The following is a 24,338-nucleotide window of genomic DNA, read 5'->3' as shown; positions in this document are numbered from 1 at the left end:
TCACGTTCACGCCGCCGAATAAATAGTTTCTCGACTCTCGCTGAGTATCTGAATCAATGTTTTAGGACCCCAATCGACGTATTAGGCATCTTCAAGGAGAGCCCATATCGCGTCGCCCTCGCCCTCGAAGCGCTCGAGCAACGCTCGAACGCGACTTCGAACGTCATCGTCGACGCGGACGTGGACCATCCCCTCGTCGGGCTGGCCGTAGACGACGCTCGCGCCGGCGGGTGCGGCGACGATCGCAGGGAGCGCGGCGAGATCCTCCTCGCCGTCGACGAGGATCGTGATGGGGTCGTCGGCCACGAGTGCCTCTACTAGCGCGCCGACGAGTTCCTCGGTGATGACCCCCGGCGGGTTCTCGACCTCGAGGTTGACGCCGTCGGTGACGGCGCGTTCGATCTCTTCGTCGACGGCGCTTCGTTTTGTTCGGCCGTCGACGAGAGCGACATCCGGCTGGTGGCCAGCCTGCAAAAAGTGATACGTAACGACATCGCCGACGGCGACGAGCGGTCCCGAGACGGACGCCAGCAACACGTCGGCGTCGGTCTCGATCGGCCCGAACGGATCCTTCAGGTCGCCTCGAGCGTCGACCGGGAGCGAGAGCGAGGAGTGGTCGTCGCTCGAGGAATCGGCGTCAGTTGGTGGAGGAGATTCGGCTTCCTCACCGGTATTACCGGCGGTATGGCCCGTTTCCGTGTCGTCTTCGCCATCCGGGCCAGTTCGAGTCACGGTCCTACCGCGTCACCGAACCTTGAGCGCGTACGCGCCGGATTCGGTGACCTGCATCTCTGTTGCGATCTGGCTCTCCTCGGGGTGGGCAATGACAACGTAGCCCGCCCAATCCTCGGTCAGCGACGACGACGCACAACTTTCGCAGGTTTCGGCGTCGGCGTCATTGACACGGTGGCACTCTCGACAGACGAGACGATTCGATGCCATCGTTATTCACCCGCCGCGGCTTCTTCGCGTTGCTCTCGATCTTCCTGGAGCCAGCCATGTTTTCCGAGACCGGGCTGTTTCGCGGTCAGGCCGATCTTCGAGTCACGCGGGTTGCGCTCGTCGATGCTCTTGGTGACGATTCGCGCGCGGACGGCGTCGTCGACGCCGAGCGTGCGATTTGACTCGTTCGAGGCGAGTTGCTGGTTCTCCCCGTCGAACGCGAGATACTCGTCGCTGATCTGGGAGACGTGGAGGAGTCCGTCGACGGGACCGATGCCGACGAAGGCACCGAACTCGACGACTTCGACGACGGTGCCGTCGACGACCTCCTGCATCTGTGGGTCGAACGTGATCGCGTCGAACTCGGCCTCGTAGTAGACGCCCGGCTCGTTCGGAAGAACCGTTCCCTCACCGATATCGATAACATCGGTGACAGAGACGACGCTTCCGACTTCCTCGTCCATTCGTCCTTCCAGCTTGTCCTGGAGCAGTCGCTTGACGAGGAGCGGCGAAACGTCGCCGAGTTCCTCTGGCGGTACTTCTACGGTGTCCGTTAATCTAGCCCGTTTGTACATCTATGGTTGAGTTACTGCCAACTTGTTTCTCCCGCGTAATGCAATTACCGGTCTACTCGCCTCAAGCACCCGGTCGCGCAGCGGGCGGTCGTTCGTGACGACGTAGTCGACCGCGCCCTCGCGGGCAAGTTCGACCAGGGCGTCGTCTGCGTACGATTCCTCCGTGTCGACTACGAGACAGCGATCGGTCGCCAGGTCGTGGCCGACGTTCGCCGCAGTGCCCTCCGTGCCGCCTTTCTCCGACAGGCGTCGAAGTTCTTCGACGACGGGTTGTGGCGCCGTCGGCTCGAATTCGCCGAGCAGGCGATCGAGTTCGTCGAACAACCGCACATCGAGTTCGACCGGCATCATCAACGCACTCGTATCGAGGGCAACCCGCGAACTCATTGTGACTTACTCCGTCAACGTACCGAGGCCGATCAGCCGCCATCGAGCGCCGATCCGGCGGTTGATCGCGATTTTCGCACCCGGGTCCGCACAGACGGGACGTTTGAGCTTGACCTCGCACTCGCCCTCGCGCGCGCTCGTGACCGCACCGACGGTTGTCGACGTGCCGACGGTCATCATGAGGGGTTCGCCCGTACTGATCTCGTCGACGGTTTCGCCGCCGTCGACGCCGACGACGCGCTCGAGCAGATCCACGTCCATCGTGAACTTCTCCCACGTCGGCGGAAGGGTCCCGGGAGGACCGGCCATCTGCCCGGCCAGGGCGTCACCTTTCGTCAGGGACGGGTCGAGACCGGTTCCGACGCCAAGCAGGCCGCCGGGCGTGACGGTATCGACGTTTTCGCCGCCCGCCTGCAGCGATCGGATCGTTGTTTCGATCGGCACGTACTCGCTCTGGCCACCCTCTTCGACCTCGCGGCCGGGTTTGACCTCGAGATCGTCCTCGACCTCGAGGTCTCCGGCGACCAGACTGCCGCCGAGGACGCCGCCGGCCAGATCTTCGAAGGTCGTTCCCGGCTTGTTGATGTCGAAGCTGCGGGCGACGTGGAGCCGAGCATCGGTTCCCGGATCACGGTCGGGCGTCGGGATCTCCTCCTCGATAGCGCCGATGAGCAGATCCATGTTCACGTCCTGTCCCGCGCTGACGGGGACGACGGGAGCGTCTTCGGCGACGGTCCCTTCGACGAACTCTTGAATCTGTTCGAAGTTGTTTCGAGCCGTCTCGCCGTCGACGAGGTCAACCTTGTTCTGTGCGATGACGATGTTCTCGATGCCGATGAGATCCAGCGCCATCAGGTGTTCTTCGGTCTGGGGCTGTGGGACGGGTTCGTTGGCGCTGACCACCAACACCGCACCGTCCATCAGCGATGCTCCCGAAAGCATCGTTGCCATCAGGGTCTCGTGACCCGGCGCATCGACGAACGAAACGGTCCGGAGCGGTTCGCTTTCGGAGCCGTCTGGACACTCCTCTTCGACGGTGTAACACTCGGGTTCGTCCATTCCGGGACACGTACGGAACGTCGCGTCCGCATAGCCCAGTCTGATGGAGATCCCGCGTTTCATCTCCTCGCTGTGTTGGTCCGTCCACGAGCCGCTGAGCGCCTGTACCAGCGTCGTCTTGCCGTGGTCGACGTGGCCGACGAGCCCGATGTTCACCTCCGGTTGTTGATTTCCTGCCATAAGACGATGAGTAATCTTGAATATGACTTCCCGTGTGCGCTTGATAAACCTACTGTTCTAGGAGCGAATTCCCCGCCGGAAACGTACTCGAGTGGCTATTGGTCACCCCAACTGGTAGTTCGTCCGCACGTATTTGCGGCTGTATTTCGTGGACGGTTCAGGCGGACCGGTCAAATAAGTTAGAAAGGCTACAAAAATTCGGCCAAGGGAATGGCTTTGTCAGTCGGCCGCGTGAATTAACCCCATGAGTCGATCAAACGCATCGTTACAATCAGGGGATTCCGAGGGGATCCTCGAGTGTACCGACTGCCTGGATCCCGCCGACGCGTTTGCGCTGATCGGAAACGAAACGCGCCTAGCGATCCTCGAGGCGCTGTGGGCCGCCGGCGAACGGCCCGTCTCGTTCTCCGAACTCAGGCGCGAGGTCGGGATGCGCGATTCCGCGCAGTTCAACTACCACCTTCAGAAGCTGACCGGTCACTTCATCAGAAACGTTGAGGGCTCGCTTGACGGCGCCTCCGCCTCGACCGCGAACAGCGGCTACGAGTTCAAACACGCCGGCGAGAAAGTCGTGCGGTCGGTTATCGCCGGCTCGTTTACCGAAACGCCGACGATCGAGCCGTTTCCCGTCCAGGGCGGGTGTGTCACCTGCGGCGGTCCGCTACAAGCCGAGTACGTCGACGAGCAGTTAGCCATCGAGTGCACCGACTGCGGCCAGCGCCACGGCGAGTACTCATTCCCGCCCGGCGGATTGAACGACCGCACACTCGAGGAGGTGGCCGAGGCGTTCGACCAGCGGGTTCGGCATCTGCACTGTCTGGCGGCCGACGGGGTGTGTCCGGAGTGTAACGGCCGAACGGAGTCGACCATCGTCGAGGACGCCGACGGCGAGTGCTGTCTGGGTGCCGGCGTCCGCGTCGACCACGACTGCCAGCAGTGTGGCCACAGCCTGTGTTCGGCCGTCGGACTGCAACTGCTCGATCACTCAGCGGTCGTCAGCTTCCACCGCGAGCGGGGCGTCTCGCTCGATGAACGTCCGTACTGGACGCTACCGTGGTGTGTCTCCGACCAGCAAACCACGGTTCTCGAGCGCGATCCGTACCGACTCGAGGTCGACATTCCGCTGGCCGAGGACCGCCTCCGGATCACGCTCGACGACGATCTGGACGTCCTCGAGACGGTAGTCGAATAACGACCCGGAGAGACGTCCATAGCAGAACCCACTGTACACCCGCTCAAGCGATGTCGTCGTTTTCCTCGGTTCCCTGTTTTCCCGCCGCTACGCAACCGATTTTCAGTCCAGCACCTTACAAAAATGTTTTTCAGATTATGCTTATTCTCGGCCGGAGCGTTCGCCTACTCGAGGAGCCACTTCGAGTCATGTTCCCCCGTTCAGCACCAGATCCCGTCGAACCGACCACGTCTCGAAGCGTGTTCGCCGAGTTGTTCCATAGTATCGTGACCACCGCTCTCCTGCTCGTCGTCCTCGCCAGTGTCTTAACCACCATCGCCGTCGCTGACGGGCCGGCACCGGCCGTATATTCGGCCGCGTTAGCTACCGGATTCGTCGTTCTCGTCGGCGTTCCGATCGCGGGACGGGTGCTCGTCCGTGCGTTTACAGGAACACTGTCGACGGGTCTCGAGGACCGTCAAACGAACCAGCAAGAGAACCGTTGCGCTGAGAACGAGGGGAACCTCGCGAATCGGCAACGAGGTCGAATCTGAAGCGGAACCCGTCTCAGCGCATACGCGGCCGTCGGACCGGTAGATTCCGACAGCTTTTGTCGATCCGTTCGCTCTGTTCTATCGTGTCTGAGTTCGCGTTCGAGCTCGAACTGTGTGCCCACCTCGAGTCATCCGGCCGACCGGGGGCATCTAGCAACGCCATTGTGGCCCGACAGCTCGGCGGAGCCGTCGCCGAGCCGGGCGGGCGGATCCTCGATATCGTCTGCGTCGAGCCGGGGCCGGAGTTCGACCAGCGGCTGGCGCTGACGGGCGAGACGATCCCTGACGCCGCCATTGAGGCCGACGTGGGTCCGGGAACGGCCCGTTACTGGAAGGACGCCTTCGCCGACGACTGTCACCCAGAGCGGGCGAAAAGCGCGCTCGAACGCGCCCTCAAGATTGACTTTTTCGAATCCGAACTGCGAAACGGCCGCGAGTACGTCCGGCAGGTCGCGCGCTATCCCGACTGGTACTCACGAATCGTCGGCATCGAGAACAAGCCGGATCTCGGAACGCCCGGCGACCTCGAGGCCCAGCTCCGGACCGACGCGAGTCTCGGGCTCGTGGACGAAGCGATCCTCGCAACGGAGAGCTACGTCACCGGCGCGCACCTGAACCGGATTCCCGGGGAGATCGGCGTCTGGCGCGTCTCGAGGGGAGATACGAGCGATGGCGTCGGAAACCGCAAGCTCGAGATCGAAGTAGTCCGCGAACCGATGTCACTCTCGACGGACGAGTCGGGAATCGAACCGCTCGAGTACCACCCGGGCCACACCGACGTGGCGGTCGTCTCGCCCGAGCGGAAAGCCCGGACGCGGCGGCGAATCGCGGAGCGCGCGTTCGGAAAGGGGTGGCGGACGTTCCGGTTTCCCGACTGCGAAGCCTGCGAGCCGTCCGGCGAAGAGTTTTCGACGCCGCTCCCGTTCTGTTCTTGGAAGGGGCGAATCGTCGACGCCGAGTCGGAGTGCGGCGCTTCGTGTGCGGGTCACGATCCGGCGAGCGGCCTGGAAATCGATCTCGAGGCCGAACGCGACCGCCGAACGCCGTGGCGGCGCGAGCCGAGCGGCGAGCGCCGACGGCAGTCGGGACTAGATCAGTTCGGCTGATCGGGTCGCGTCACTCGAGCCCCGTCGTCGCTCCGAGACCAGCACGATCGTTCTCGGACGCCGACGCGGACGTCGCGGTCGCCGACCGACGATAGGTATTAGTATTTTCGTTGATAGTATCGACGCATGCCTTTCGAAGACGACGATTCTTCGCCCCTCCGAAGACGACATTTCCTGGGTGCCGGCGTCGTCGGTCTCGCGGGCATCGGGACCGTCTCCGGCTACCGAGCCCTCTCCGAAGTGCGCGAGGATGTCAACCTCAAGCGAACGCTGACCGTCGGAGAGGAGTTCGACGTCGACGAGAATCCACCCGAACCCGCCCCCGACGACCACGAACCCGACCGCCCCGACGGCTCGTTTCAGCGCTGCGAACCTGACCCGGATCGGTTGCGATCGGGCAGTCACATCGCCAACCTCACGATGATCGACGCGTGGAATGAACGATACAGGATCTGGAGCGACGAGGCGGACTCGAGCACTGAAACCGGTGATATCGAGGGAAGCGACGCGAGCGGCGTCGACGTCCAGAACTCGCTGTCTCTCGAGAAGGCCTCGGATCGCGTCGACGGCTCGTACTGCTACGGCGTACGTCTGTACTCGCTGTGTCACGTCGAGAGCGCTCGTCTCGAGCAGTTGCGGCTTCGACGGCTCGAGCACGAACTCGTCGTCGACTCGGCTATCGAGATTCGGTCGGTGCTCCCGGAACGACCGATCGCACCCGACGGCGGCGTCTGCGAGATGGGGTTCTCGACCGAACTTGACAGCGGGTGGGCGGCCGGCTACGAACAGTACTGGCCGGCAGGCGAGGGAACGATCGCCGCCGAACGCGACGACGAAACCGTAACAGTCTCGCTCGAGGCGGATACCTCGAGTTCCCTGGCCGCAAAAGGCCTGCTGGAGCTTCGAAGCGACCGACCGCTGAGCGAACTCGGCGACGTATTCACGTGGACGGTTCGCGGCGAAGCAGCCCGACGCGGGCTCTAAGCCCGTTTGGCGACGACTTCTTGGGCCCCACTACTCGAGGACGTATTGCTCGCCGTCGAGCGCCAACGGTTCCTCGAACGCCTCCTCGGCCGGATAGTAATGGGCGATGTGTACTAGCCGCGTCTCGTCGGCATTCAATTCGTCGGCCAACTCGAGCGCTCCCTCTCGAGTCATGTGTTTCGTTCCGAACGTCCGGGGGACACCGTCGGAATTTTCGTGGCGGCCGCCGATGGGGTGAAACTCACAGAGGTGTGCCGGAACGATTCCATCGGCGAGCAGGAGATCAGGGTCGGCGAGCACCGCTCGAGAATCGTCGGGGACGGCGTAGCTCGTGTCGCCCGAAATCGAGAGCTTCGCGCCCGTCTCGGGGTCCTCGATCGCCAGGCCGTAACAGACTAGCGGCGGGTGTAAAACGGGGACGAGCGTCACGTCGAAGCCACAGATGCGAACCGGCTCGAGCGGCGTCGTCGGATGGACCGTCACCGGGTCGAGATAGTCGTAATCGCTGTCGACGGTTTCGGCGACGCTCTTTCCCGTCTCGGGATCGGTCTCGTCCGCCGCGTAGACATCGAGTTCGTCGAGCACTCGAAAGACGTTGCCCAATCCGTCGAGGTGGTCGAAGTGGATGTGCGTGATGATCGCAGCGTCGGGCAACGGAACGTCCTCGCGCAAAAACTGGTACCGAAAGTCCGGGCTGAAATCGATCAGGAGCGACTCGTTCGTCCGTTCGTTCTCGACGTGGACCGAAAACCGGGTGCGTTCGACATCGCGGTCTCGAGCGGCCTCACAGGTATCACAGTCACATCCGACGGTCGGCGTTCCCGTCGTATCGCCGGTTCCGAGTAGCGTGATTCGCATCGTCACGTCTCGCCGTCGATAGTCCCGCGTTCGTCGTCGGTACTTCCTCGGCCGTCGTCGGTGGAATTGTCTCGGTCGTTCTCGACCGATCCTCGATCACCGGTTCTCCAGGCGCTACCGCTCTCGCGTTCGTGTTCGTGCTCGCGCAACAGGTCGGGTTCGATGTCGCGAAGGACAGCCTCGTTGGTCGCCTCGAGGATCACCGGCGGTGCGTGGCCGGCCTCTTCGGCCTCGAGCCAGCGGCCGAGACAGAGACACCAACGATCGCCGGATTCGAGGCCGGGGAACTCGAACTGTGGTTTGGGCGTCGTGAGGTCGTTTCCCTGCGCCTTACTGAAGGAGAGAAACTCCTCGGTCATCACGGCACAGAGTTCGTGCCGACCGCGGTCGCCCTCGACGCGCTGACAACAGCCGTCGCGGAGAAAGCCGGTCTCCGGATCGGTGCTACAGGGCTGGAGTTCGGTTCCGTAGACGTTCCGATCAGTGGACATACGTACAGCTATCGAACGGGGGGACGAAAAGAGTGGCGTCAGCGGTTGCGCGGGAGTCAACGTGCCCGGCTGGCCGAATCAGACGAACCCACACTAATCGTCGTGGCTGTGGTCGTGTGCGTGATCGTGGTCATGATCGTGATCGTGTGAGTTACCACTATCGCCACCGCCCACGTCGCCGCCGGCAACCAGCGCGTCGTGGTCGCCGTCGATCATGTCCATGTTCTTCAAGTTGTCGCGCTCTTCGAACTCCTCGACGGCGTTGAGGAGGTCCGTCTGGGTGAGATCACGGCGATTCTCGGTTAGCGCCTCGAGAACGGCTTCGCGAAGCACCATCCGGAGGTCACTTCCGGTGAGCCCTTCGGTCGCCTCAGCGATGACGCCCGGGTCGAACTCCTCGATATCCATCGTGCTCGTGATCACTTGCAGGATGTCCGAGCGCATTCCGGAGTCGGGCTTCGGGAAGTTGACGATTTCATCGAAGCGCCGCCACGCCGCCGCGTCGAGCTGGTCGGGGTGGTTCGTCGCCCCGATCAACAATACGTCGTCCTGAATCAGCGAGATGTTGTCGATGCTCTTCAAGAGCGTGTTGACCGCGCGCTTGAGCGCCGCGTGTTCGTCGCTCCGACGAGTCTTCGCGACGGAGTCGAACTCGTCGATAAAGAGGATACACGGCGAGAGTCGCTTTGCGACCTCGAAGGTCTTGTCGACGTTTTTAGCCGTCTCACCCAAGTACTGGCTCGTGATCATCGAGAGTTTGACCTCGACGAACGGCAAGTCCATGTCCCGAGCCAGCGCTTGTGCCGTCGACGTTTTCCCCGTCCCCGGCGGCCCGACGAACAGGAGCTTGCCGATCTCGCGGAGGCCGATATTCGCGAGGTAATCGCGATGTTCGATGGCCTTCGCGATCTTGTCGATCTCGTCCTCCTGACTCCCGGTCAACACCAGGTCGTCAAGCGTGATATCGACCTCTTCGGGCGCGCGGATCTCGACGAGGTCGAGCATGTCATCGTCCTCTTCCTCGTCGAAGTACTCCTCGAGCAGGCCGTCGATCCAGACCCGATCGGCCTGAATCGGGCGATTTCGATCCCGCGCCTCCTCGTGGTCTACGTCGAGGCCCTCGTGGTCCTCGAAGTGCTTTGCGAGGGTCGGATTCTCGAGAACCCGCTCGTCGCTCGCGCGTTCGGCGAACCAGTCCTCGGCCATGTCCTGCTGGGTGAGCGAGACGGTTCCGGAGAACTCGTCGCGATCGGTGAACATGAGATCGCCGACAGCGTTCCACGGAGCCTCCACGCCGGTCGCCTCGCGAATCGTCTGGTTGGTCGCCGACAGCGGACGGGTGATTCCACCCTGTCGATTACCGCTCTGTTCGTCCTCGTCCCCCGAGCCGCTGGTCCAGAACACCTGCCGGACGTCGGGTTGCAAGTCGTTCTCGTCTAGCGATCTGTCGTCTGAATATACGCTCGTCGTGAGCAAGAACTCGACGACATCGAGCGCCGCATCACTCATTCCGTGAGCCTATTGGCCACACGGTCTTAACGCCGTCGTCACGCACATGTTGTGCGATATGCGTCTGAGAGTCCCATGCACAGTTTAGCCTATCTCCTTGACGGTGGACGATCTCACCAAGTGCGTGTCAGCGCGAGCGTCCGGGCACAATCATTTTCGTCCGTCGGCACACACACGGAAGCATGAAGGTACTGCTGGGTCTCGCCGGGAGCGACGAGTCGATAAAAACGCTTCGGCGAACGATCGAGCGAACGTCGGACGTCGGCGATGACCTCACCGTCGTTGTCGTCGACAAACCCGAGTCCAAGCGATCCCAAGAAGAGATGCGCGAACAGGCGACGAAGCTCCTCACCGAGGCCGGCATCGAGACGGAGGTCAAGACCCTCGAGGGCGATCCCGGAAGCGCGCTCGTCAACTTTTCGGAACAAGGCGAGTTCGATCAGCTGGTCATCGGGGGCGGAACCGTCAGCCCGATGGGGAAGATCAGACTCGGTCCGATCGCCGAGTTCGTCCTGTTGAACGCACCGACGACTGTCAAACTGGTTCGATAACGATGGAACGAACACGAGAGTATTCGGACGAACCCTCCGGGCCGTTTCCGAAGCCGCCCGGTTCGTTCGAAGACGGCGACGGACGGACGATCGACCTCCGGGCTCCGGGCGAAGTCGACGACGAGGTGCTCGAGAACCTGGTTGGAATGTACGATGCGTTCGACCCAGTCGACCGCGCACAGGGTATCCCACCGACGGGCGAGGAGCGGATTCGCAACTGGCTTGAGTCCATCGTCGACATCGGGGTGAACGTCATCGCCAGCCACGACGGCGACGCCGTCGGTCACGCGACGCTCGTCCCGGACGCAGACGACCCCGCTGACGTCGACGATCCCGCCGATATCGAGTGGGAACTCGCTATTTTCGTCCTGCAGGACTACCAGCGAGCGGGAATCGGTACCCAGTTGCTCGAGCACCTGCTGGGCCACGCGAGCGATGTCGGGATCGGACGGGTCTGGCTCACCGTCGAACGGTGGAACGGCCCAGCGATCGCACTCTACGAACGGGTCGGGTTCGATCAGACGGGAAGCGAGAGCTTCGAACAGGAGATGACGATCCGACTCGAGTGAGCGGTGGTCCGTTTGCCAAACATCACGTTCCACGAACGCCGCAAAAATCACTTCGGAACAAACACAAGCGGGTTTTGCCGCCAGGCGTCGTAACGGTCTGCTTTTCCGGCGATTGACCAGATACTCTGGGGCCACGTTTCAAGAACGTCGTGTATTCGTCGGTAGGACAATAGATTCTCGCCAGCAAGAAGGAGTTCGAATCGATCAGCGAAATGGTCCGGATCCCAGGGCGAAGTCTCGTCCAGATACTCGTGAGGCGACTCAGCAATGGACTCGAATATCGACTGTGCGTATCGGTTGTGATACGTGAAGAGAAGATAGCCGCCAGGTGCGACCGCATCGAATAAATTCACCAGTGCCTGATCTACCTCATCAACGTAACAGAGCGTGTAAAACGCAGAAATAACGTCGAACTGCTGATCGGGATCGAACTCGGGGAGAACGGTCCGTTCGAAGGAGATGTTTCCACGCAACCCCCGGTGTGCTTTTTCGCGGTTTTCTTCGAGAATCGGTTCGGCCGAATCGTATCCGACGACGGTTGTCTCCGGATACCACTCTGCAGTTTCAAAGACTGCCGCTCCCGGTCCACAGCCGACATCTGCGTACGAACCTGGGACACCACGCTGTTCGAAAAACTCACGAAGCGGCCCGACGATTAGGTCAGCGCTTGCACTCGCATCTTTGCGGTCGTTCCTATCGGCATCTTCCCAGTATCTCGTCCAATCAATAGTGCCATCATACAGTGAGTCACTCATTTTGATATGCTCCTCCGACGACTGTAGATAGCTGGAGCTACCAGAAAATAGTTACCACTGAGAATTAACTTACTTCTTGCTTACTGTTTCAGTTTGCAAGCTTTTGTATGTTTTGGATATAGTTATATTACCACCAATTATGGACAGAGTGAGGCTCGAGCGCATTGAACAGGTAGCGTTGACTTCAATCGACGCGCAGGCGCACCGCGGATCAATCAGGCGTCCCAACGAAGTCGAAATATAATTTAGACAGACAACACGAATTCAGACAGATAACACGGGTTGACTCGCGTACGCGAGCACGTATTCGGCCGCTTTCTCGAGGATATCAGCATCCGAATCGGTGACTGACTCCCGCGGGAGGACGATGAAGTCCGCACCGATTTCGTCGGCTGCATCGAGGACGGCACTGCCCGGGTGGCGCGTCTTCTGGATTTGTGAAAAGCCGTGTGTCACCGACCGTGAGAACTGGACGTCGGAGTCGGCGGCGAGTTGGCCGATATCCTCGAGAAAGTCCTGTGTGCTTTCTGCGATATCGGACTCATCGACGGTTCCGGCGTCCATGCCGCGGACGACGCCACGTCCCAGCACGTACAGCGTGTGGACCGACGCGTCGTATCGATCGGCGACGGCGACGGCGTACTCGGAAGCGGTAGCCGACTCGACACTGCCGTCGACCGGGGCGAGGACGGTATCGACGGTGACGGGATCGCTGGCGTCCATACTCGTGAGTGCGTACCCGGACTTCAAAAAGCCCCCTCCTATTTCCCGTGCGTTGCCGCCTCCGCTTCTGCTGTACGTTTATATCGACACGGCCGTAATGTCTCCGTATGTTCGAAACGGTCGTCGTCGCAACTGACGGCTCCGAGAGCGTGAAACGTGCCGTCGACGTCGGGATCGACCTTGCGAATCGCTTCGACGCGACGGTCCACGCCCTCTCAGTCATCGACGTCGGCGAAGTCGACGCTTCGCCCGAACAGCTTCGCGAGGAACTCGAGACGGCCCTCGAGACCCACGCTGACGCCGCACTCGCCACCGTCGAAGAGCGCTCGAACCTCGAGCTCACGACCGACGTTCGCGACGGCCGTCCCGCCGCAGAAATATGTTCGTACGCGCGCGACATCGACGCCGACCTCGTCGTAACCGGAACGCGCGGTCGCCACGGCGAGAACCGTCTGCTTCTTGGAAGCGTCGCCGAGCGCGTCGTCCGAACCTCGCCCGTTCCCGTGCTCACGGTTCGACAGCTCGAGCCCTCAGAGGATCCCTCGAGTGGCGGTTCGGCCGCAAAAGACGCCGTCAACACCTGATTCTGCGGCGAAGCCGATAGTTCGTTTTCAATCCAGCTGATCAGGCTGGCCACCGCTAGACGGGGCGACAGCTCTCGGAATCGCTCGAGCGGCCGTCGCTTTAAATGAGGCGCGCATTCGCGTTCCGGGGTCGATATCCAACGTGTCGACGCTCGTCTGCGTAACGATGGTTTCGAGTTCGAACGGATCACTGGAGTCGTCCGCGGCGTCTGAGTCGAGCGCCGAATCACGAGCCCGTTCGAGCGCGAGCGTAACCCTCGCGATCCCGTCGCTCGCGTCGACCGAGGAAACCGTCCCGGTGAACTGGTTGCGGAAACTCGTCTCCCCGCCCGCAGGGGATTCCTCGAGGTCGGAGAGGACGACAGCGTCGGATCGAACGCCGACCTGGACGTCGGTCGTCCCCTCCGGAACGAGCGCCACGACGGGGCCGACGGCCGTCTCGACGGTGCCGAGGGCTCCCGTCCGCTCTCGAACCGTTCCCGGAAACACCGATTCGGTCGCTCGAGCGACGCCGTCGAGTTCCGTCTGGTGGCGCTCGAACTGCTGGCAGACCTCGAGTGCGGTTTGGGTGAGGTCGGTCCCGCCGCCGCCTTTGCCGCCGCGGCGTCGCTCCGTGAGGTCGCCGAGCGACTCCTCGAGTTCGACGACCCGGCCCTGAAGCCGGGCGTACGATCGCCCGAGGGCGTCGGCGGCCGCGTGCATCGAGCCGTGCTCGTCGATCGCCTCGAGCATCTCGATGTCGCGCCGGTCGATCGTTTTGCCGTCTACGGCCAGTTCCGTCTTGTACTCTTTCTCGAGTGTCATCGGTGTATTCGGTCGTCGGTGAGTCGTTCGTCGGTGAGTCGTTCGATGAGCCGTCGGTTCTCGCGGCTCCGCCAAACCTGGTCGGGCCGAGTTCGTCTTTCAATAAATCAACTCGCCATCAATAAATTTCTGTGTGCGCTGGTCCGACGGATCCTCGAAAATCGTCTCGGTCTCGCCGACCTCGATGATTCCGTCGCCGAGAATGACGGCGACTCGATCGGCGATCCGCTCGGCCTGGTTCATGTCGTGGGTCGCAATCGCGACGCCGATACCGCGATCTCCGGCCTCGCGGACCGCCTCCTCGATCACCGCGGTGTTTCGGGGGTCGAGGTCAGACGTCGGCTCGTCGAGCAGGAGGAAATCGGGTTCGTACGCGAGCGCGCGGGCGAACGCCACCCGCTGGGCTTCGCCGCCCGAGAGCGACTCGGCGTGTTGCTCGAGTTTCTCCTCGAGGCCGACGACCTCGAGCGCCTCCATCGCCGGGCTCGTCCCGTTTCGGAGCCCGAGGAGGTCCGCGAACTCGCGACGGAGCCGGTCTCGCCACGACCTGCGAATGTGGAGGCCGTACTCGGCGTTCCGCCGGACGTTCGCGTCAAAGAGGCTCGCCTCCTGGAACACCATCCCGATATCGCGTCTGTACTCGAGTCGGCGTTGTTCAGATGCGTCCCACACGTCGGTGCCGCCGTACTCGAGCGAGCCGCCGAGGGGCCGCTCGAACATCGCGAGCAAGCGCAGGAGCGTCGTCTTCCCGACGCCGGAGGGGCCAATGATCGCGACGATTTCACCGGGTGGAACGTCGAGCGACACGTCCTCGAGGATTGCCTCGCCGTCGTAGCCGTGCTCGACGCCGACGGTTCGAAGAGTCAGCGGTACCCACCCCCGTCGTCGCCGAGGCGAACCACGATCGCGTTTACGAGCAGGACGAGCGCGACGAGGATCGCGCCGAGGATCATCGCCGTCTCGAAGCGGCCCTGCCTGGCCTCGAGTTGGATCGCCGTCGTCAGCGTTCGGGTGACGGATTCGCCGTCCGCGCCCGCGATGTTGCCGCCGACGATGAGGACGCCGCCGACCTCGCTGATCGCCCGTCCGAAACCCGCGAGAACTGCGGTCGCGAGCCCGTACCGAGCTTCCTTGATCGTCACGAGCGCGACGTCATAGCGCGTGCCGCCCATCGCGAACGCCGCGTCCCTGACCTGCTGTTCGACGCTCGAGACTGCGGCCAGGCTCACGCCGGTGATAACCGGTACCGCGAGGACGATCTGGGAAAGGATCATCGCTTCCGTCGTGAAGACGAGATCGAACGAACCGAGCGGTCCCTCGTTCGAGACCGCAAAGAGCACGACCAGTCCTACGACGACGCTGGGGAATCCCATCCCGGTCGTGATGATCGACGTGAGGAAGTTCTTGCCGCGAAAGTCCCTGAATCCGACGAGCAACGCGATCGGGACGCTCACGATCGTGCTGAGGAAAACGGCGGTGAGGCTTACGTACAGCGAGACCTCGATGATGCTCCGAACGTAGGTCCACTCGAAGGGAAACGCGGCCACGAGGGGGAGCAAGGTGTCGGATATCATGGCGAACGCACCGGTGTTCTCGTGTCCGAATAGCTCGACTCCGTCGGGAAGTAGTGTTCGAAACGGAGCGCCGTCGCGGACGCGGCTAACAGACGTTTCTCAGCCCGGCGTCGCGATTCCTCGAAGCGCGAGATACGCGCGATCATCATCGCACAGCAACCCGACAGCTACTCACCGTCGCCTCCGGTCCACTCTTCGGGAACGTATTGCTGGAAGTTCGGATCCTCCGAGAGCGCCTCGGGGAAGAACAACCGCTCGTCCTCGATGGTGTACTCTTCGATGATCTCCTGGGCCTCGGGACTCGTGATGTAGCCGATGTAGGCCATCGCCAGATCGTACTCGACGTTGTCGTGTACCTCGGGATTGACGGCGACGATCCCGTAGGGGTTCGCGAGCAACTCGGGGCCGTCCTCGATCGGCCCCTCGACGTGAATCTCGAGGGCGATATCGCCTTGCATCGAAATGTAGGTCCCCCGATCGGCGAGCGTGTACCCGCCTTGCATGTCGGCTTCGGTCAGTATCTCTCCCATCCCGCCGCCGCCGTCTACGTACCAGTCGCCGGATTCTTCGACGGCGACCCCCGCCTCGTCCCAGAGCTCGAGTTCCTTCGTGTGCGTTCCGGAGTTGTCTCCGCGCGAAACGAACAGTTCCTCGGAGTCGGCGATCGCTTGGAAAGCCTCGACCGCGTCTTCGCCCCCGCCGATCCCCGCCGGGTCGTCGGAATCCCCGACGACGACGAAGTCGTTAAACATGATATCGCGTCGGTTCATGCCGTAGCCGTCCTGGAGGAACTCGTCTTCCTGCGATCGGGCGTGGACCATCACGACGTCCGAGTCGCCGGATCGGGCGGTTTCGAGGGCCGCACCCGTCCCCTGGGAAACGGTGTCGACGGTGACGCCGTAGCGTTCCTCGAACGGGAGGTTGATCTCGTCGAGCAAGCCCGTGTCGTAGGTGCTCGTCGTCGTCGTGAGCGTCAGCGTCGTGCCGCTGATCCCCGCTTCCCCGCCCTGGTCGTCCCCGCTGAGACAGCCGGCGAGCCCGACGCCGGCGCTACTCCCCACAGTAGCGAGAAACGCTCGTCGTTGTATCGACATAGATACCACGAAGAACGCGTTCCTGAAAAAGGTATGGGCAAGGACGTAACTAAATTAGGTTATCGAGCGCCGATATGTAATCCGAATTCGAGAATCGAAACTGGAAGTAGTTACAAGCGAGACGCCCGAAACCGCTCCCAAATGAAGGGGTTGCTGGGCCGGTCCGCTCGAGCATCGATACCGGCGGGTTCTTCCCATAGCGTCTCTCAACTGACGGTATGTACGAAGATATTATCGAGAGCGGCGAGTTATCGCTCGCTCGCAAGTCCGTCCTGCCGGGGACGGGCTTTTTTATGCCCGACACCCTCGAGGAGGACCTCGAGGAACAGGAAGCCAAATCCGCCCTCGAAGGTGCGGATGTCGCCGTCGTCGCCGACCCCGACGCGGACGGCCTCGCCTGCGTCGCGCTGTTGCGCGAGGTGTACGGCGACGTTCAAAATATTCCGGAGCCAACGGAGGACGGCGAGGGAGCGGCCGACGACGAACCAGATCTCGACGCGGAGGACGACCTTCTCGAGGAGCCCGAACCGACGCCCCACAGCGTCGCGCTCGTTCCGGGAAGCCCGCACAATCTCGAGGACTCGCTCCAGCAGGTTGCCGACCACGGAAAAGACGGGATCGACCTCTACGTCTGTGACCTCTGTCCGGACCGATACGAGTACGTCGAGGACGAACTCGAGGCGGCCAAAGAGACTGCAGGAAGCGTCGAGTGGTACGATCACCACCAGTGGGACGACAACGTTGCGGCGTCGGTTCGGGACGCTGGCGTGACACTCGTCGTCGGCGATTCGGACGAGGAGTGCACGGCGGACGTCGTCTACCGTTCGCTCGAGTACGACTTCGACGAGAAGTTCGAGGAACTTGCCGCGGTGACGCGGGATCACGACCTCTGGCTTCGGGAGGATCCCCGAAGCGACGACCTCGCCGATTACGCCTACTGGACCGACCCAGCGGAGTACGTCGAAGTCGTCCGCGAGTACGGCGCGGACTTCCCCGAGTGGGTCGAAGAGTACATCGCCGAACGTCGAGTCGAGAAAGAGGCCCTGATCGACCGAGCCGTCGCCCGCTCGGAGCTCCGGGAAGTCGGCGACTACACCGTCGGGATCACCTACGGCCGGTGCTCGCAAAACGAGGTCGCCGAAGCCATGCGTGAGCAGGGAGCCGACGCCTCCATCGTCGTCAAACCCGCCGGCTCGGCCTCGATCCGAGGGACCGACGAATTCGATCTGTGTCACGAGGTCGCCGGGAAGGTAAATGGCGGCGGTCACCCCAAGGCCGCGGGCTGTAAGCCCGACATCTACGACGACATGCTCGACTACGCCAACCACTGGACGACTCGAGGATCCGTCGCGAAGCAGGTAATCTTGGACGCGTTCGGTGCCGTCGTCGAGGACGAAGCGAGCGAAGCGGACGAAGCAGACGAGTAAGAAGGAGAACGCACCGGTCGAATTTATCGACTATTCTCGAGCGAAAAAGCGGATAACGAGCTGCAGGACGTGGACGAAGACGCCGGCGACGGCGATGTAGACGCCGATAGTCTGCAGACCGACGGACATGTTTCGCTTGTCTCGAATCCGCCAGATCTCCCAACCGAGCCGCAAGATGAACCCGAGGAAGATCAGGACGAACCCGACCGGCAGGACCGGCGCGAAGAACGTCCCGATACCGATGGCGATCACGCCGCCGATGAACGAGTAGTTGGCGTACGATCCCCAACTCTCGAAGGTCTTCGAACGCGCGTAGACGTATCCTGATATCAGTGCGGTCATGATCGCGACGATGATCGCCGTCACGCCGAGAATCGCGAGTTGACTCTCCGACGGTGCGAACGAGAGGACGCCCGCGCCGAACGTGCCGAACGCGAGTTGCAAAACCACCATTCCGACGAACGCGATACCGAAGTCACCGCCCTCGATGCCCCGTTCGGCGATCAGTTCACCGACCATGATCGCCGCGCCGTAGACGATCACGCCGATGATGGGTGCCTGAAACAAGTAGTCGTTGACCACCGCGAGGGGCGTCTCGACGAAGACGGCCATCAGAGCGATGTTGATCGCCATCAGGATGCTCGCCCCGCCGATCACGCGAGCTTCGCGACTCGAGATGCCGAATCCGCGGTCGGTCTCGTGTGGCGTTTCGAAGGAACTCATAGGCGGCCGTACCCCTCTAGGACGGATAAATATGTCCTTTATCAGGGTTCAAAAGCGGATATCGCCTCGAGCAAAGAGAAACCGTTGGGACGGCGACAAAAAACGGGAGCGACTACGGCTCGGCAACCCAGCGGTCCGAGTACGCCGTTCCGCAGGTACACTGCGCGTACGCGTGGACGACATCCCCATCGGCGTACACACCGCCGACCTCCTCGTTTTGCTCTTCAGCGAACGCGAAGATGTACTGAACGCTGTGCTCGTTCGTCTCATCGCCGGAACCGTCAGCGTCGGGACAAACGCCGTCCGTGAGATCGTCGTCGATCGGGCTCTCGGTCGCCATCGCCGATTTCGCGAAGGCCATCGCGTCCGTGCCGGTCGCGGCCTTGAACGCGTTGCGCCCGCTTTCGCCGTCGACGACAATCAACACGCCGCCTTCGACCTCCTCGCCGAACTGTTCTAACCTGTCGTCTTCGACGTAGGATTCGGCCAGAAACAGCGCGACGTCGTCGGGCCGCTCGCCCGCCAGAAACTCCGCACGTGGATCACTCATAGCTCGACAACGGGTCTCGAGTGGGAAAAAGGCCGTCATTGACCGCCAGCGAGCGCGCGTGCGACCGTCCAATCGGGCCTCGAGAATGTCCGAAAAGCTAAGAGAATCCAGTCAGTAGCAATTGCCATGGACGAGGATGTCGTCGCGGATATCACTGGTCGCTTTATCTTGAGCAACGGTGGTGAGAACGCGGGCAAACCGGTCGAGGGGCGGATCATTATGACCGAAAAACGGGTCGTGCTTGCGACGGGGAAAACGAAGGAAACGATCCCGTTGTCCAAAGTTATCGACGTGAACGTGGGAACGGTTCCCCAGCACGTCAAACGGTTCTTCGGAGACACGGCAACGATCGGTTACCGGACGGATGAGGGCACTCAAAGCGCGGTCATCGAAAGCTCGGACGAAAAGGTTGAAAAATTTGTCGGGATCCTGTTTCGCTGCCTGCTCGACGGCCGGAAAGTCGCCGTCAAACACCCGGCGCGGGTCGGCGGCCGACTAACGGACTCGAGCGTCGTTCTCGGAACCCTTCACATCAAAAACAGGCAGGTCGAAGTCAGGACGAAAAACAGCGGCTTCAGTATCGACGTCGCGACGGTGATGAACATCGACCGAACGAACCAGATCGGCGACAGCGACGACCGAGTGACCCTGGTCGTCAAACACACCGATCAGGAGTCCGGTATGACCCAAACCTCGCAGATCGCGCCCGCAAAGAGCCAGTACGTGAATCTGCTGGCACGATACTTCAGGCTCGAGTACGACGAGGTTCGCGAAGAGGTCGAAGAGATCGAACTGACCAATCCGGAAAAACGCGTGTTGGTCGGGGTCCACGCCACGGGTGGCGACATCGACTTTACGAACATGTTAGACGGCGATCCGGCCTACGTGACGAACGTCTTGAACTCGGTTCGAAACAAACAACTGGTCGTCGAGAACGGCGAGGGGCTCTCGCTGACACCCCAGGGTCGAATCGTCGTGAGTCAACGCATCGAAGACGTCAACGCTTAACAAAAGCGCAGCAGTCGATTTCTCGGACGAAAGCACTAGTTTCAGAACAGGTCGTCAGGGTCGACTTTCGTGTTACCGGAGTTTTCGATCAAGATTTCGTCCAAAGCCTCCTCGAGTTCGTCTCGACGTGGCAAGGCGAGCATCTGACAGGTGAACACCCGATCGCTGTCGGTTTCGATGCTCGAGTCGAGCATGAACGCGTGGTCGTCGGTCTGGGCGATCTGGGCGATGATCGGGCTCATGATCGACGACCCGATGTCGGCGACGAACTTCGGCGGCGAGTGTTTGATCTCCGCGTTTAACACGTTCGCCCAGCCGTCGATGAAGCCGCTGGTCATGATGTTACCCAGTTCCTGTAAGGCACCCTGTTCCATCTCGCCCCACTCGCCTTCGGTTTCCATCGGCACGAGCGAATCGACGACCGCACGGCCCGACGGCTGATCGAAGAGGATGATCAGGTAGCCGCTGAGTTTGCCCTCGAACTCCATGACGGTCCCGACGTAGCGTTTGTTGCCGACTTCGGCGGGAATGTCCTCGAGCGGAACGAGGCTCAGCCGACTGATGTTGACGCTCGTCTCGATGCCAGTCATCGAGGTGATGTTGTCGGCCGATTTCTCCGCTCCCTCCTTGGTCATCTCGTTGAACACCTCGAGTTTCTCGAAAGAGATGCTCGTCTCAGTTCGGGGCTCAAGAGCCGTCTCGAGCGATGCCTGATCGGGAACGAGGAGGATTCGGAAGTCGACGGGTTCGTTCACGCCGCCGCGGGAGGCTTCGACTCGGCTTCGGAAGACGAGCAGGTGGCTGTCACCCTCCGTCGCGGACCGCGGGAGAACGTCCGTCCCGGTTCCTTCGATATAGGTCGGCGGCGAACTCTTGATCTTCGTATTGAGGTGATTTGCCCAGCCGTCGATGAAGCCGCTGGTCATGATGTTGCCGACCTCTTTGATGCTGCTCTTTTTCATCTCGGGGTCGTCGGCCGGAACGAGCACGTCCGTAACCGCCGTCCGCGCTTGCTCGTCGAACGCGAGGACCGTCTCTCCCTGTATCTCTCCCGTCAGATCGATGCTGACACCCGCGTACTCGTTGCCAATGAACTCGTACTGGAGATCAGACGGCGACATCAACGAAACGTCGGTCACTTCGACTCGAGTGTTGATCCCCGTGAGCTGAGACAGCGATTTGACCGCCGACTGTGCGCCGTCGTGAGCGAGCTTGTTGTACGTCTCGAGGGCCTGAATATCGATTTCCATGAAAAATTACCCGGCGGTGATGCTGTTGACTTCCTCGAGCACGCTTTCCTTCTGGAACGGTTTCGTGATGTAGCCGTCCGCACCGGCTTTGATCGAGTCTTTCATCTGCTCGGCCTGCTCGACGCTCGTACACATGACGATGGTCGCATCAGGATCGAGATCGGTGATCTCGTCGGTCGCCTCGATCCCGTCTTTGATCGGCATGACGATATCCATGAAAGCGATATCCGGCTCTTCCTGTTGATACAATTCGACGGCTTCGACGCCGTTTTCGGCTTCCCCCACGATGTTGTGTTCCTCCTCGAGAATTTCCCTGAGAAGATCCCGCATGAATCCGGAATCGTCCGTAATTAATACGTCCATGCGCGGTCCGACACACTCAGTTTACTTAATAAAATTGGCCGTCTCTCGGTTCCGGTTGGAGGAAGGTCGCCAGCGCGAGTTCCGAGCAGGGCTCAGGAGGTTCGGTCGAAGAAATCGTCGCTCAATTGCGGAGATTCGATCAGGAACCTGCCGGATCCCGAACACCGTCTACTCGGTTCTCTTCCGTCCGCACCGGATCCGCTTCGTCGATATGGGAAAGCGCTTCGCGGCCGCCAAAGAGGATGACGGTAAACCCGAGTATCAACACGACGTCGGCATAAATCGCGATGCTCGAGCCGACGAACGTGTCGGTCACCTCGAGGTTGTACTCGGCCAGCACACCCGAGAGGAGCATCGCAACCCACGTGAGAATAGTGAGGTACATTATTTTCACATACAACAGCTGTCGTTCGTCAGTTCGCTGACCGGCCCGCCGTCTAAACGGCTTCGTGAGCAGATAGACCATGACCCCGATCATGGCCACCATCAGTGCCATGATAACAAGCTGGGAAAGCCCGTCGGTCAGCCAGCCGCCGAGCGTACTCCAGTTCGCCCACAACAGGGCGACGACCAGGGCGCCAGTCGTTCGAAGACCGACACCGGCTGATTGTTTCAACACGTAGGCGAACGCGAGCCACAGGATCGTGTATCCGATGAAACGGGCACCCGACGTTTCGACGCCGGGTTCGACCTCGATCATCAGGAACTCGACCGACATGAGCACGTACGAGATACCCATTCCCGCCGCGGCGAGTCCCGGAAGGTAGCCGTACTTACGAATATCCGAGGAAAGCCACTGCGATGCCCCGATGATCGCGAGAGAAGCGACTATCAACAGCAAGCCGAACCATCTGTACAGGACGAGTTCACTGATCATCGGCCCACCTCCCCGTCAGTTCGAACAACGTCGTCCGTTGCCCGTTCGTCGTCGCTTCGTGCCCCCTCGCCCCCTCGCACACCATCGTCTTCCCGCATCGCATCATCCGTCCAGCCACCGTCCGCTTCTAGCTTGGCCCGTCCGGAAGCCGACTTGGATCCGGTTCCGAGGTCGAACTCGCTCATCATCGAGGCCAGGTTCTCCGCCTGATTGCCGAGTGAATCCGCCGAGCTCGAGACCTGTTCGATCGTCGCCGTCGTTTCTTCGGACGCCGCGGCGACTTTCTCCGATTGGTTGCTCGTCTCGGCCGACACGTTCGTCACGTCCGCGAGTACCGAGGAGAGTTCCTGTGCGGCTTCGGCCTGATCGTCGGCCGTCGAATCGATTTCCTGAATTCGCATATCCACCTGCTCGATTCCCTCGTTGACCGCGGTCAGCTGTTCGTTCAACTGTCGAACCAGTTGCGAGGTCTGTTTCAATTCGCCGTCGACCGAGTGGACCTCCTCGGCGGTCATCTCCGCCTGTTCCTGAATCGCGCTAAGTCTCCGATCGATATCGTCGACGCCGTCCATCGTTTCCTCGGCCAACTGCTTGATTTCGTTCGCGACGACCGAAAACCGCTCGCCGCTCTGGCCCGCGCTCGAGGCCTCGATATTCGCGTTCAGCGCCAGCAGATTCGTCTGATCGGCAACGTCTTCGATGAGTTCCGTAATCTCGCCGATCTGTTCAGCTTCGTTGGTGAGCGCCTCGACGGTCTCGACGACCGAATCGGTCATCTCGACCAGCCGCTCGATGTTGGCTTCGACCTGTTGGGCGTGTTCCTGTCCCTCGCTCGCACTCGCGGTCACGTCTTCGGACGTTTCGGCGATGTCGCTCGTCGCGGCTGCGACCTCTTCGCTCCCCGCCGACAGCTCGCTGACGTTCGAACTCGCGATATCGAGTTGCTCGCTCTGTGTCGTTGCCCCCTCGGAGATCTCTTGCATCGATTCGGAAACGTCACCGCTCGCGTCTCGAATCTGTTCGCTCGAGGCCTCGAGATCGACCGCCATGTCGTCGACGGTCGAACTCATCGTCTGTACGTTCTCGAGGACGCCAGTGATCTCCTCGAGCATGTCGTTAAACGAGTCGGCGATCGCTTCGATCGCTTCGTTTTCGATCCGTGGTTCCAGTCGGTTGTTCAGATCTCCGTCGGCACACGCCTCCATCACCTCGGAGAACCGCTGTGCCTCGTCGATCAGCTCCTGATTGCGTCGTTTGGCCTCCTGCTGGGCCTCCCGAAGCTTTTCCTGTTGTACCTCGAGTTCTTCCGAGCGACCTCTGGCGTCTTCTTTTGCCTCCTGTGCCAGTCGTTCTTTCTCCGTCACTTCCTCGAGAGTCGTCTCGAGGGAATCGCGCATATCGGCGAGCGAGATGTACAGCGCGCCGATCTCGTCGGTTCGCTCGGTTTCCAGATCGACATCGAAGTCGCCGTTGCCGATCCGTTCCGCCCCGGACTCGAGTTGGCGCAACTCCATCCCGACGTTCCCGCCGACGACGATCCAGGCGACGCCGAGGTTGATGAACGTCACCATCATCAGGCCGGCCAACGATGCAATCGAGCGCTCGACGACGGTTTCGGTCGGGCCCGAAACGATATGAAGGCGAAAGATCAAGCCGGCTATAATTGTCGT

At 61.4% G+C, this 24,338-nt stretch carries 29 protein-coding genes; 9 read left to right on the top strand and 20 right to left on the bottom strand.

The genetic code is table 11. The features are described from left to right. Positions 1 to 81: 81 nt before the first annotated feature. Genes QNM96_RS09060 through QNM96_RS09040 form a run of 5 tightly spaced genes read right to left on the bottom strand, consistent with a single transcriptional unit; the run spans position 82 to position 3,143 of the window. On the bottom strand, positions 82 to 732 hold the full coding sequence (locus tag QNM96_RS09060) for a GTP-dependent dephospho-CoA kinase family protein (RefSeq protein ID WP_283835835.1): 651 nt from the start codon (positions 730 to 732) through the stop codon (positions 82 to 84). Positions 733 to 744: 12 nt separating this feature from the next. Next, complete coding sequence (gene spt4, locus QNM96_RS09055; RefSeq protein WP_283835834.1) at positions 745 to 942, bottom strand: transcription elongation factor subunit Spt4; 198 nt, start codon at positions 940 to 942, stop codon at positions 745 to 747. A 2-nt stretch (positions 943 to 944) separates the two neighbouring features. Then, on the bottom strand, positions 945 to 1,517 hold the full coding sequence (locus QNM96_RS09050; protein WP_283835832.1) for a DNA-directed RNA polymerase: 573 nt from the start codon (positions 1,515 to 1,517) through the stop codon (positions 945 to 947). Continuing rightward, complete coding sequence (locus QNM96_RS09045) at positions 1,518 to 1,904, bottom strand: DUF188 domain-containing protein (protein ID WP_283835831.1); 387 nt, start codon at positions 1,902 to 1,904, stop codon at positions 1,518 to 1,520. Between the two features lie 6 nt (positions 1,905 to 1,910). Continuing rightward, a complete protein-coding gene (locus QNM96_RS09040) occupies positions 1,911 to 3,143 on the bottom strand; it encodes a translation initiation factor IF-2 subunit gamma (protein ID WP_283835830.1) in 1,233 nt (410 codons plus the stop codon). Positions 3,144 to 3,387: 244 nt separating this feature from the next. Here QNM96_RS09040 and QNM96_RS09035 point away from each other — a divergent pair, with 244 nt between their 5' ends. The 4 genes from QNM96_RS09035 (at position 3,388) to QNM96_RS09020 (ending at position 6,958) form a co-directional block, all read left to right on the top strand. Further along, positions 3,388 to 4,335 (top strand): helix-turn-helix domain-containing protein, encoded by a 948-nt coding sequence (locus QNM96_RS09035; protein ID WP_283835829.1) that lies wholly within the window; start codon positions 3,388 to 3,390, stop codon positions 4,333 to 4,335. Positions 4,336 to 4,472: 137 nt separating this feature from the next. Beyond that, on the top strand, positions 4,473 to 4,868 hold the full coding sequence (locus tag QNM96_RS09030) for a hypothetical protein (RefSeq protein WP_283835827.1): 396 nt from the start codon (positions 4,473 to 4,475) through the stop codon (positions 4,866 to 4,868). Positions 4,869 to 4,951: 83 nt separating this feature from the next. After that, on the top strand, positions 4,952 to 5,974 hold the full coding sequence (locus QNM96_RS09025; protein ID WP_283835825.1) for a DUF5787 family protein: 1,023 nt from the start codon (positions 4,952 to 4,954) through the stop codon (positions 5,972 to 5,974). A gap of 126 nt (positions 5,975 to 6,100) precedes the next feature. After that, a complete protein-coding gene (locus QNM96_RS09020; RefSeq protein ID WP_283835823.1) occupies positions 6,101 to 6,958 on the top strand; it encodes a hypothetical protein in 858 nt (285 codons plus the stop codon). 30 nt (positions 6,959 to 6,988) lie between these two features. Here the strand turns inward: QNM96_RS09020 and QNM96_RS09015 are convergent, their stop codons facing one another. From QNM96_RS09015 to QNM96_RS09005, 3 genes are all read right to left on the bottom strand, one after another. Beyond that, complete coding sequence (locus QNM96_RS09015) at positions 6,989 to 7,816, bottom strand: MBL fold metallo-hydrolase (RefSeq protein ID WP_283835821.1); 828 nt, start codon at positions 7,814 to 7,816, stop codon at positions 6,989 to 6,991. Between the two features lie 2 nt (positions 7,817 to 7,818). Next, positions 7,819 to 8,307: a DUF2237 domain-containing protein gene (locus QNM96_RS09010; RefSeq protein ID WP_283835819.1), complete on the bottom strand. Its 489-nt coding sequence runs from the start codon at positions 8,305 to 8,307 to the stop codon at positions 7,819 to 7,821. Between the two features lie 93 nt (positions 8,308 to 8,400). Next, entirely contained in the window at positions 8,401 to 9,816 is a 1,416-nt protein-coding gene (locus QNM96_RS09005; RefSeq protein WP_283835817.1) for an ATP-binding protein, read from the bottom strand. A 182-nt stretch (positions 9,817 to 9,998) separates the two neighbouring features. On the opposite strand from QNM96_RS09005, the gene QNM96_RS09000 reads away from it, so the two are divergent. Together QNM96_RS09000 and QNM96_RS08995 are read left to right on the top strand one after the other, a co-directional pair. After that, on the top strand, positions 9,999 to 10,367 hold the full coding sequence (locus QNM96_RS09000; RefSeq protein ID WP_283835815.1) for a universal stress protein: 369 nt from the start codon (positions 9,999 to 10,001) through the stop codon (positions 10,365 to 10,367). Between the two features lie 2 nt (positions 10,368 to 10,369). After that, positions 10,370 to 10,936, top strand: a complete 567-nt coding sequence (locus tag QNM96_RS08995) for a GNAT family N-acetyltransferase (protein ID WP_283835813.1) — start codon at positions 10,370 to 10,372, stop codon at positions 10,934 to 10,936. A gap of 47 nt (positions 10,937 to 10,983) precedes the next feature. Here the strand turns inward: QNM96_RS08995 and QNM96_RS08990 are convergent, their stop codons facing one another. After that, positions 10,984 to 11,691 (bottom strand): class I SAM-dependent methyltransferase, encoded by a 708-nt coding sequence (locus QNM96_RS08990; protein WP_283835811.1) that lies wholly within the window; start codon positions 11,689 to 11,691, stop codon positions 10,984 to 10,986. Between the two features lie 264 nt (positions 11,692 to 11,955). Further along, the gene (locus tag QNM96_RS08985; protein ID WP_283835809.1) at positions 11,956 to 12,414 is read right to left on the bottom strand and encodes a universal stress protein; all 459 of its coding nucleotides are present in this window, start codon (positions 12,412 to 12,414) and stop codon (positions 11,956 to 11,958) included. Between the two features lie 107 nt (positions 12,415 to 12,521). Between QNM96_RS08985 and QNM96_RS08980 the strand changes: the two genes are divergently transcribed. After that, a complete protein-coding gene (locus tag QNM96_RS08980) occupies positions 12,522 to 12,998 on the top strand; it encodes a universal stress protein (protein WP_283835807.1) in 477 nt (158 codons plus the stop codon). Between the two features lie 27 nt (positions 12,999 to 13,025). On the opposite strand, the gene QNM96_RS08975 is transcribed toward QNM96_RS08980, so the two are convergent. From QNM96_RS08975 to QNM96_RS08960, 4 genes are all read right to left on the bottom strand, one after another. Continuing rightward, positions 13,026 to 13,802, bottom strand: coding sequence for a LysR family transcriptional regulator (locus tag QNM96_RS08975; RefSeq protein ID WP_283835806.1), 777 nt, complete (start codon positions 13,800 to 13,802; stop codon positions 13,026 to 13,028). Between the two features lie 99 nt (positions 13,803 to 13,901). Beyond that, positions 13,902 to 14,669, bottom strand: a complete 768-nt coding sequence (locus tag QNM96_RS08970) for a phosphate ABC transporter ATP-binding protein (protein WP_283836357.1) — start codon at positions 14,667 to 14,669, stop codon at positions 13,902 to 13,904. Next, on the bottom strand, positions 14,666 to 15,376 hold the full coding sequence (locus tag QNM96_RS08965; RefSeq protein ID WP_283835805.1) for an ABC transporter permease: 711 nt from the start codon (positions 15,374 to 15,376) through the stop codon (positions 14,666 to 14,668). Before QNM96_RS08965 ends, QNM96_RS08970 begins: the two co-directional genes overlap by 4 nt. A gap of 167 nt (positions 15,377 to 15,543) precedes the next feature. Further along, on the bottom strand, positions 15,544 to 16,470 hold the full coding sequence (locus QNM96_RS08960; protein WP_283835803.1) for a substrate-binding domain-containing protein: 927 nt from the start codon (positions 16,468 to 16,470) through the stop codon (positions 15,544 to 15,546). A gap of 218 nt (positions 16,471 to 16,688) precedes the next feature. Between QNM96_RS08960 and QNM96_RS08955 the strand changes: the two genes are divergently transcribed. Next, on the top strand, positions 16,689 to 17,897 hold the full coding sequence (locus QNM96_RS08955) for a phosphohydrolase (RefSeq protein ID WP_283835802.1): 1,209 nt from the start codon (positions 16,689 to 16,691) through the stop codon (positions 17,895 to 17,897). Positions 17,898 to 17,927: 30 nt separating this feature from the next. On the opposite strand, the gene QNM96_RS08950 is transcribed toward QNM96_RS08955, so the two are convergent. Then, complete coding sequence (locus QNM96_RS08950) at positions 17,928 to 18,620, bottom strand: hypothetical protein (protein WP_283835801.1); 693 nt, start codon at positions 18,618 to 18,620, stop codon at positions 17,928 to 17,930. 112 nt (positions 18,621 to 18,732) lie between these two features. Continuing rightward, entirely contained in the window at positions 18,733 to 19,170 is a 438-nt protein-coding gene (locus QNM96_RS08945) for a DUF5807 family protein (RefSeq protein WP_283835800.1), read from the bottom strand. A gap of 126 nt (positions 19,171 to 19,296) precedes the next feature. Here QNM96_RS08945 and QNM96_RS08940 point away from each other — a divergent pair, with 126 nt between their 5' ends. Further along, positions 19,297 to 20,178 (top strand): CheF family chemotaxis protein, encoded by an 882-nt coding sequence (locus QNM96_RS08940; RefSeq protein ID WP_283835799.1) that lies wholly within the window; start codon positions 19,297 to 19,299, stop codon positions 20,176 to 20,178. 41 nt (positions 20,179 to 20,219) lie between these two features. Here the strand turns inward: QNM96_RS08940 and QNM96_RS08935 are convergent, their stop codons facing one another. The 4 genes from QNM96_RS08935 to QNM96_RS08920 form a co-directional block, all read right to left on the bottom strand. Then, positions 20,220 to 21,428 carry a chemotaxis protein CheC gene (locus tag QNM96_RS08935; protein WP_283835798.1) on the bottom strand — a complete coding sequence of 403 codons (1,209 nt, stop codon included), beginning with the start codon at positions 21,426 to 21,428 and terminating at the stop codon, positions 20,220 to 20,222. Between the two features lie 6 nt (positions 21,429 to 21,434). Beyond that, positions 21,435 to 21,791 (bottom strand): chemotaxis protein CheY, encoded by a 357-nt coding sequence (cheY, locus tag QNM96_RS08930; protein WP_283835796.1) that lies wholly within the window; start codon positions 21,789 to 21,791, stop codon positions 21,435 to 21,437. A 139-nt stretch (positions 21,792 to 21,930) separates the two neighbouring features. Then, complete coding sequence (locus QNM96_RS08925; protein ID WP_283835795.1) at positions 21,931 to 22,668, bottom strand: bacteriorhodopsin; 738 nt, start codon at positions 22,666 to 22,668, stop codon at positions 21,931 to 21,933. After that, positions 22,665 to 24,320 carry a methyl-accepting chemotaxis protein gene (locus tag QNM96_RS08920; protein WP_345782529.1) on the bottom strand — a complete coding sequence of 552 codons (1,656 nt, stop codon included), beginning with the start codon at positions 24,318 to 24,320 and terminating at the stop codon, positions 22,665 to 22,667. The genes QNM96_RS08925 and QNM96_RS08920 overlap by 4 nt, the downstream gene beginning before the upstream one ends. Positions 24,321 to 24,338 lie beyond the last annotated feature (18 nt).

It is taken from the genome of Halostagnicola sp. A-GB9-2, assembly GCF_030068615.1.
GTDB lineage: Archaea > Halobacteriota > Halobacteria > Halobacteriales > Natrialbaceae > Halostagnicola.
This window is presented reverse-complemented; position numbering and strand designations above follow the sequence as displayed.

What these genes read in the sequence shown, in the direction of transcription:
- spt4 (WP_283835834.1), bottom strand. Translation starts at nt 942, where the DNA reads ATGGCATCGAATCGTCTCGTCTGTCGAGAGTGCCACCGTGTCAATGAC.
- QNM96_RS09050 (WP_283835832.1), bottom strand. Translation starts at nt 1,517, where the DNA reads ATGTACAAACGGGCTAGATTAACGGACACCGTAGAAGTACCGCCAGAG.
- QNM96_RS09045 (WP_283835831.1), bottom strand. Translation starts at nt 1,904, where the DNA reads ATGAGTTCGCGGGTTGCCCTCGATACGAGTGCGTTGATGATGCCGGTC.
- QNM96_RS09040 (WP_283835830.1), bottom strand. Translation starts at nt 3,143, where the DNA reads ATGGCAGGAAATCAACAACCGGAGGTGAACATCGGGCTCGTCGGCCAC.
- QNM96_RS09035 (WP_283835829.1), top strand. Translation starts at nt 3,388, where the DNA reads ATGAGTCGATCAAACGCATCGTTACAATCAGGGGATTCCGAGGGGATC.
- QNM96_RS09030 (WP_283835827.1), top strand. Translation starts at nt 4,473, where the DNA reads ATGCTTATTCTCGGCCGGAGCGTTCGCCTACTCGAGGAGCCACTTCGA.
- QNM96_RS09020 (WP_283835823.1), top strand. Translation starts at nt 6,101, where the DNA reads ATGCCTTTCGAAGACGACGATTCTTCGCCCCTCCGAAGACGACATTTC.
- QNM96_RS09015 (WP_283835821.1), bottom strand. Translation starts at nt 7,816, where the DNA reads ATGCGAATCACGCTACTCGGAACCGGCGATACGACGGGAACGCCGACC.
- QNM96_RS09010 (WP_283835819.1), bottom strand. Translation starts at nt 8,307, where the DNA reads ATGTCCACTGATCGGAACGTCTACGGAACCGAACTCCAGCCCTGTAGC.
- QNM96_RS09005 (WP_283835817.1), bottom strand. Translation starts at nt 9,816, where the DNA reads ATGAGTGATGCGGCGCTCGATGTCGTCGAGTTCTTGCTCACGACGAGC.
- QNM96_RS09000 (WP_283835815.1), top strand. Translation starts at nt 9,999, where the DNA reads ATGAAGGTACTGCTGGGTCTCGCCGGGAGCGACGAGTCGATAAAAACG.
- QNM96_RS08995 (WP_283835813.1), top strand. Translation starts at nt 10,370, where the DNA reads ATGGAACGAACACGAGAGTATTCGGACGAACCCTCCGGGCCGTTTCCG.
- QNM96_RS08990 (WP_283835811.1), bottom strand. Translation starts at nt 11,691, where the DNA reads ATGAGTGACTCACTGTATGATGGCACTATTGATTGGACGAGATACTGG.
- QNM96_RS08985 (WP_283835809.1), bottom strand. Translation starts at nt 12,414, where the DNA reads ATGGACGCCAGCGATCCCGTCACCGTCGATACCGTCCTCGCCCCGGTC.
- QNM96_RS08980 (WP_283835807.1), top strand. Translation starts at nt 12,522, where the DNA reads ATGTTCGAAACGGTCGTCGTCGCAACTGACGGCTCCGAGAGCGTGAAA.
- QNM96_RS08975 (WP_283835806.1), bottom strand. Translation starts at nt 13,802, where the DNA reads ATGACACTCGAGAAAGAGTACAAGACGGAACTGGCCGTAGACGGCAAA.
- QNM96_RS08965 (WP_283835805.1), bottom strand. Translation starts at nt 15,376, where the DNA reads ATGATATCCGACACCTTGCTCCCCCTCGTGGCCGCGTTTCCCTTCGAG.
- QNM96_RS08960 (WP_283835803.1), bottom strand. Translation starts at nt 16,470, where the DNA reads ATGTCGATACAACGACGAGCGTTTCTCGCTACTGTGGGGAGTAGCGCC.
- QNM96_RS08955 (WP_283835802.1), top strand. Translation starts at nt 16,689, where the DNA reads ATGTACGAAGATATTATCGAGAGCGGCGAGTTATCGCTCGCTCGCAAG.
- QNM96_RS08950 (WP_283835801.1), bottom strand. Translation starts at nt 18,620, where the DNA reads ATGAGTTCCTTCGAAACGCCACACGAGACCGACCGCGGATTCGGCATC.
- QNM96_RS08945 (WP_283835800.1), bottom strand. Translation starts at nt 19,170, where the DNA reads ATGAGTGATCCACGTGCGGAGTTTCTGGCGGGCGAGCGGCCCGACGAC.
- QNM96_RS08940 (WP_283835799.1), top strand. Translation starts at nt 19,297, where the DNA reads ATGGACGAGGATGTCGTCGCGGATATCACTGGTCGCTTTATCTTGAGC.
- QNM96_RS08935 (WP_283835798.1), bottom strand. Translation starts at nt 21,428, where the DNA reads ATGGAAATCGATATTCAGGCCCTCGAGACGTACAACAAGCTCGCTCAC.
- cheY (WP_283835796.1), bottom strand. Translation starts at nt 21,791, where the DNA reads ATGGACGTATTAATTACGGACGATTCCGGATTCATGCGGGATCTTCTC.
- QNM96_RS08925 (WP_283835795.1), bottom strand. Translation starts at nt 22,668, where the DNA reads ATGATCAGTGAACTCGTCCTGTACAGATGGTTCGGCTTGCTGTTGATA.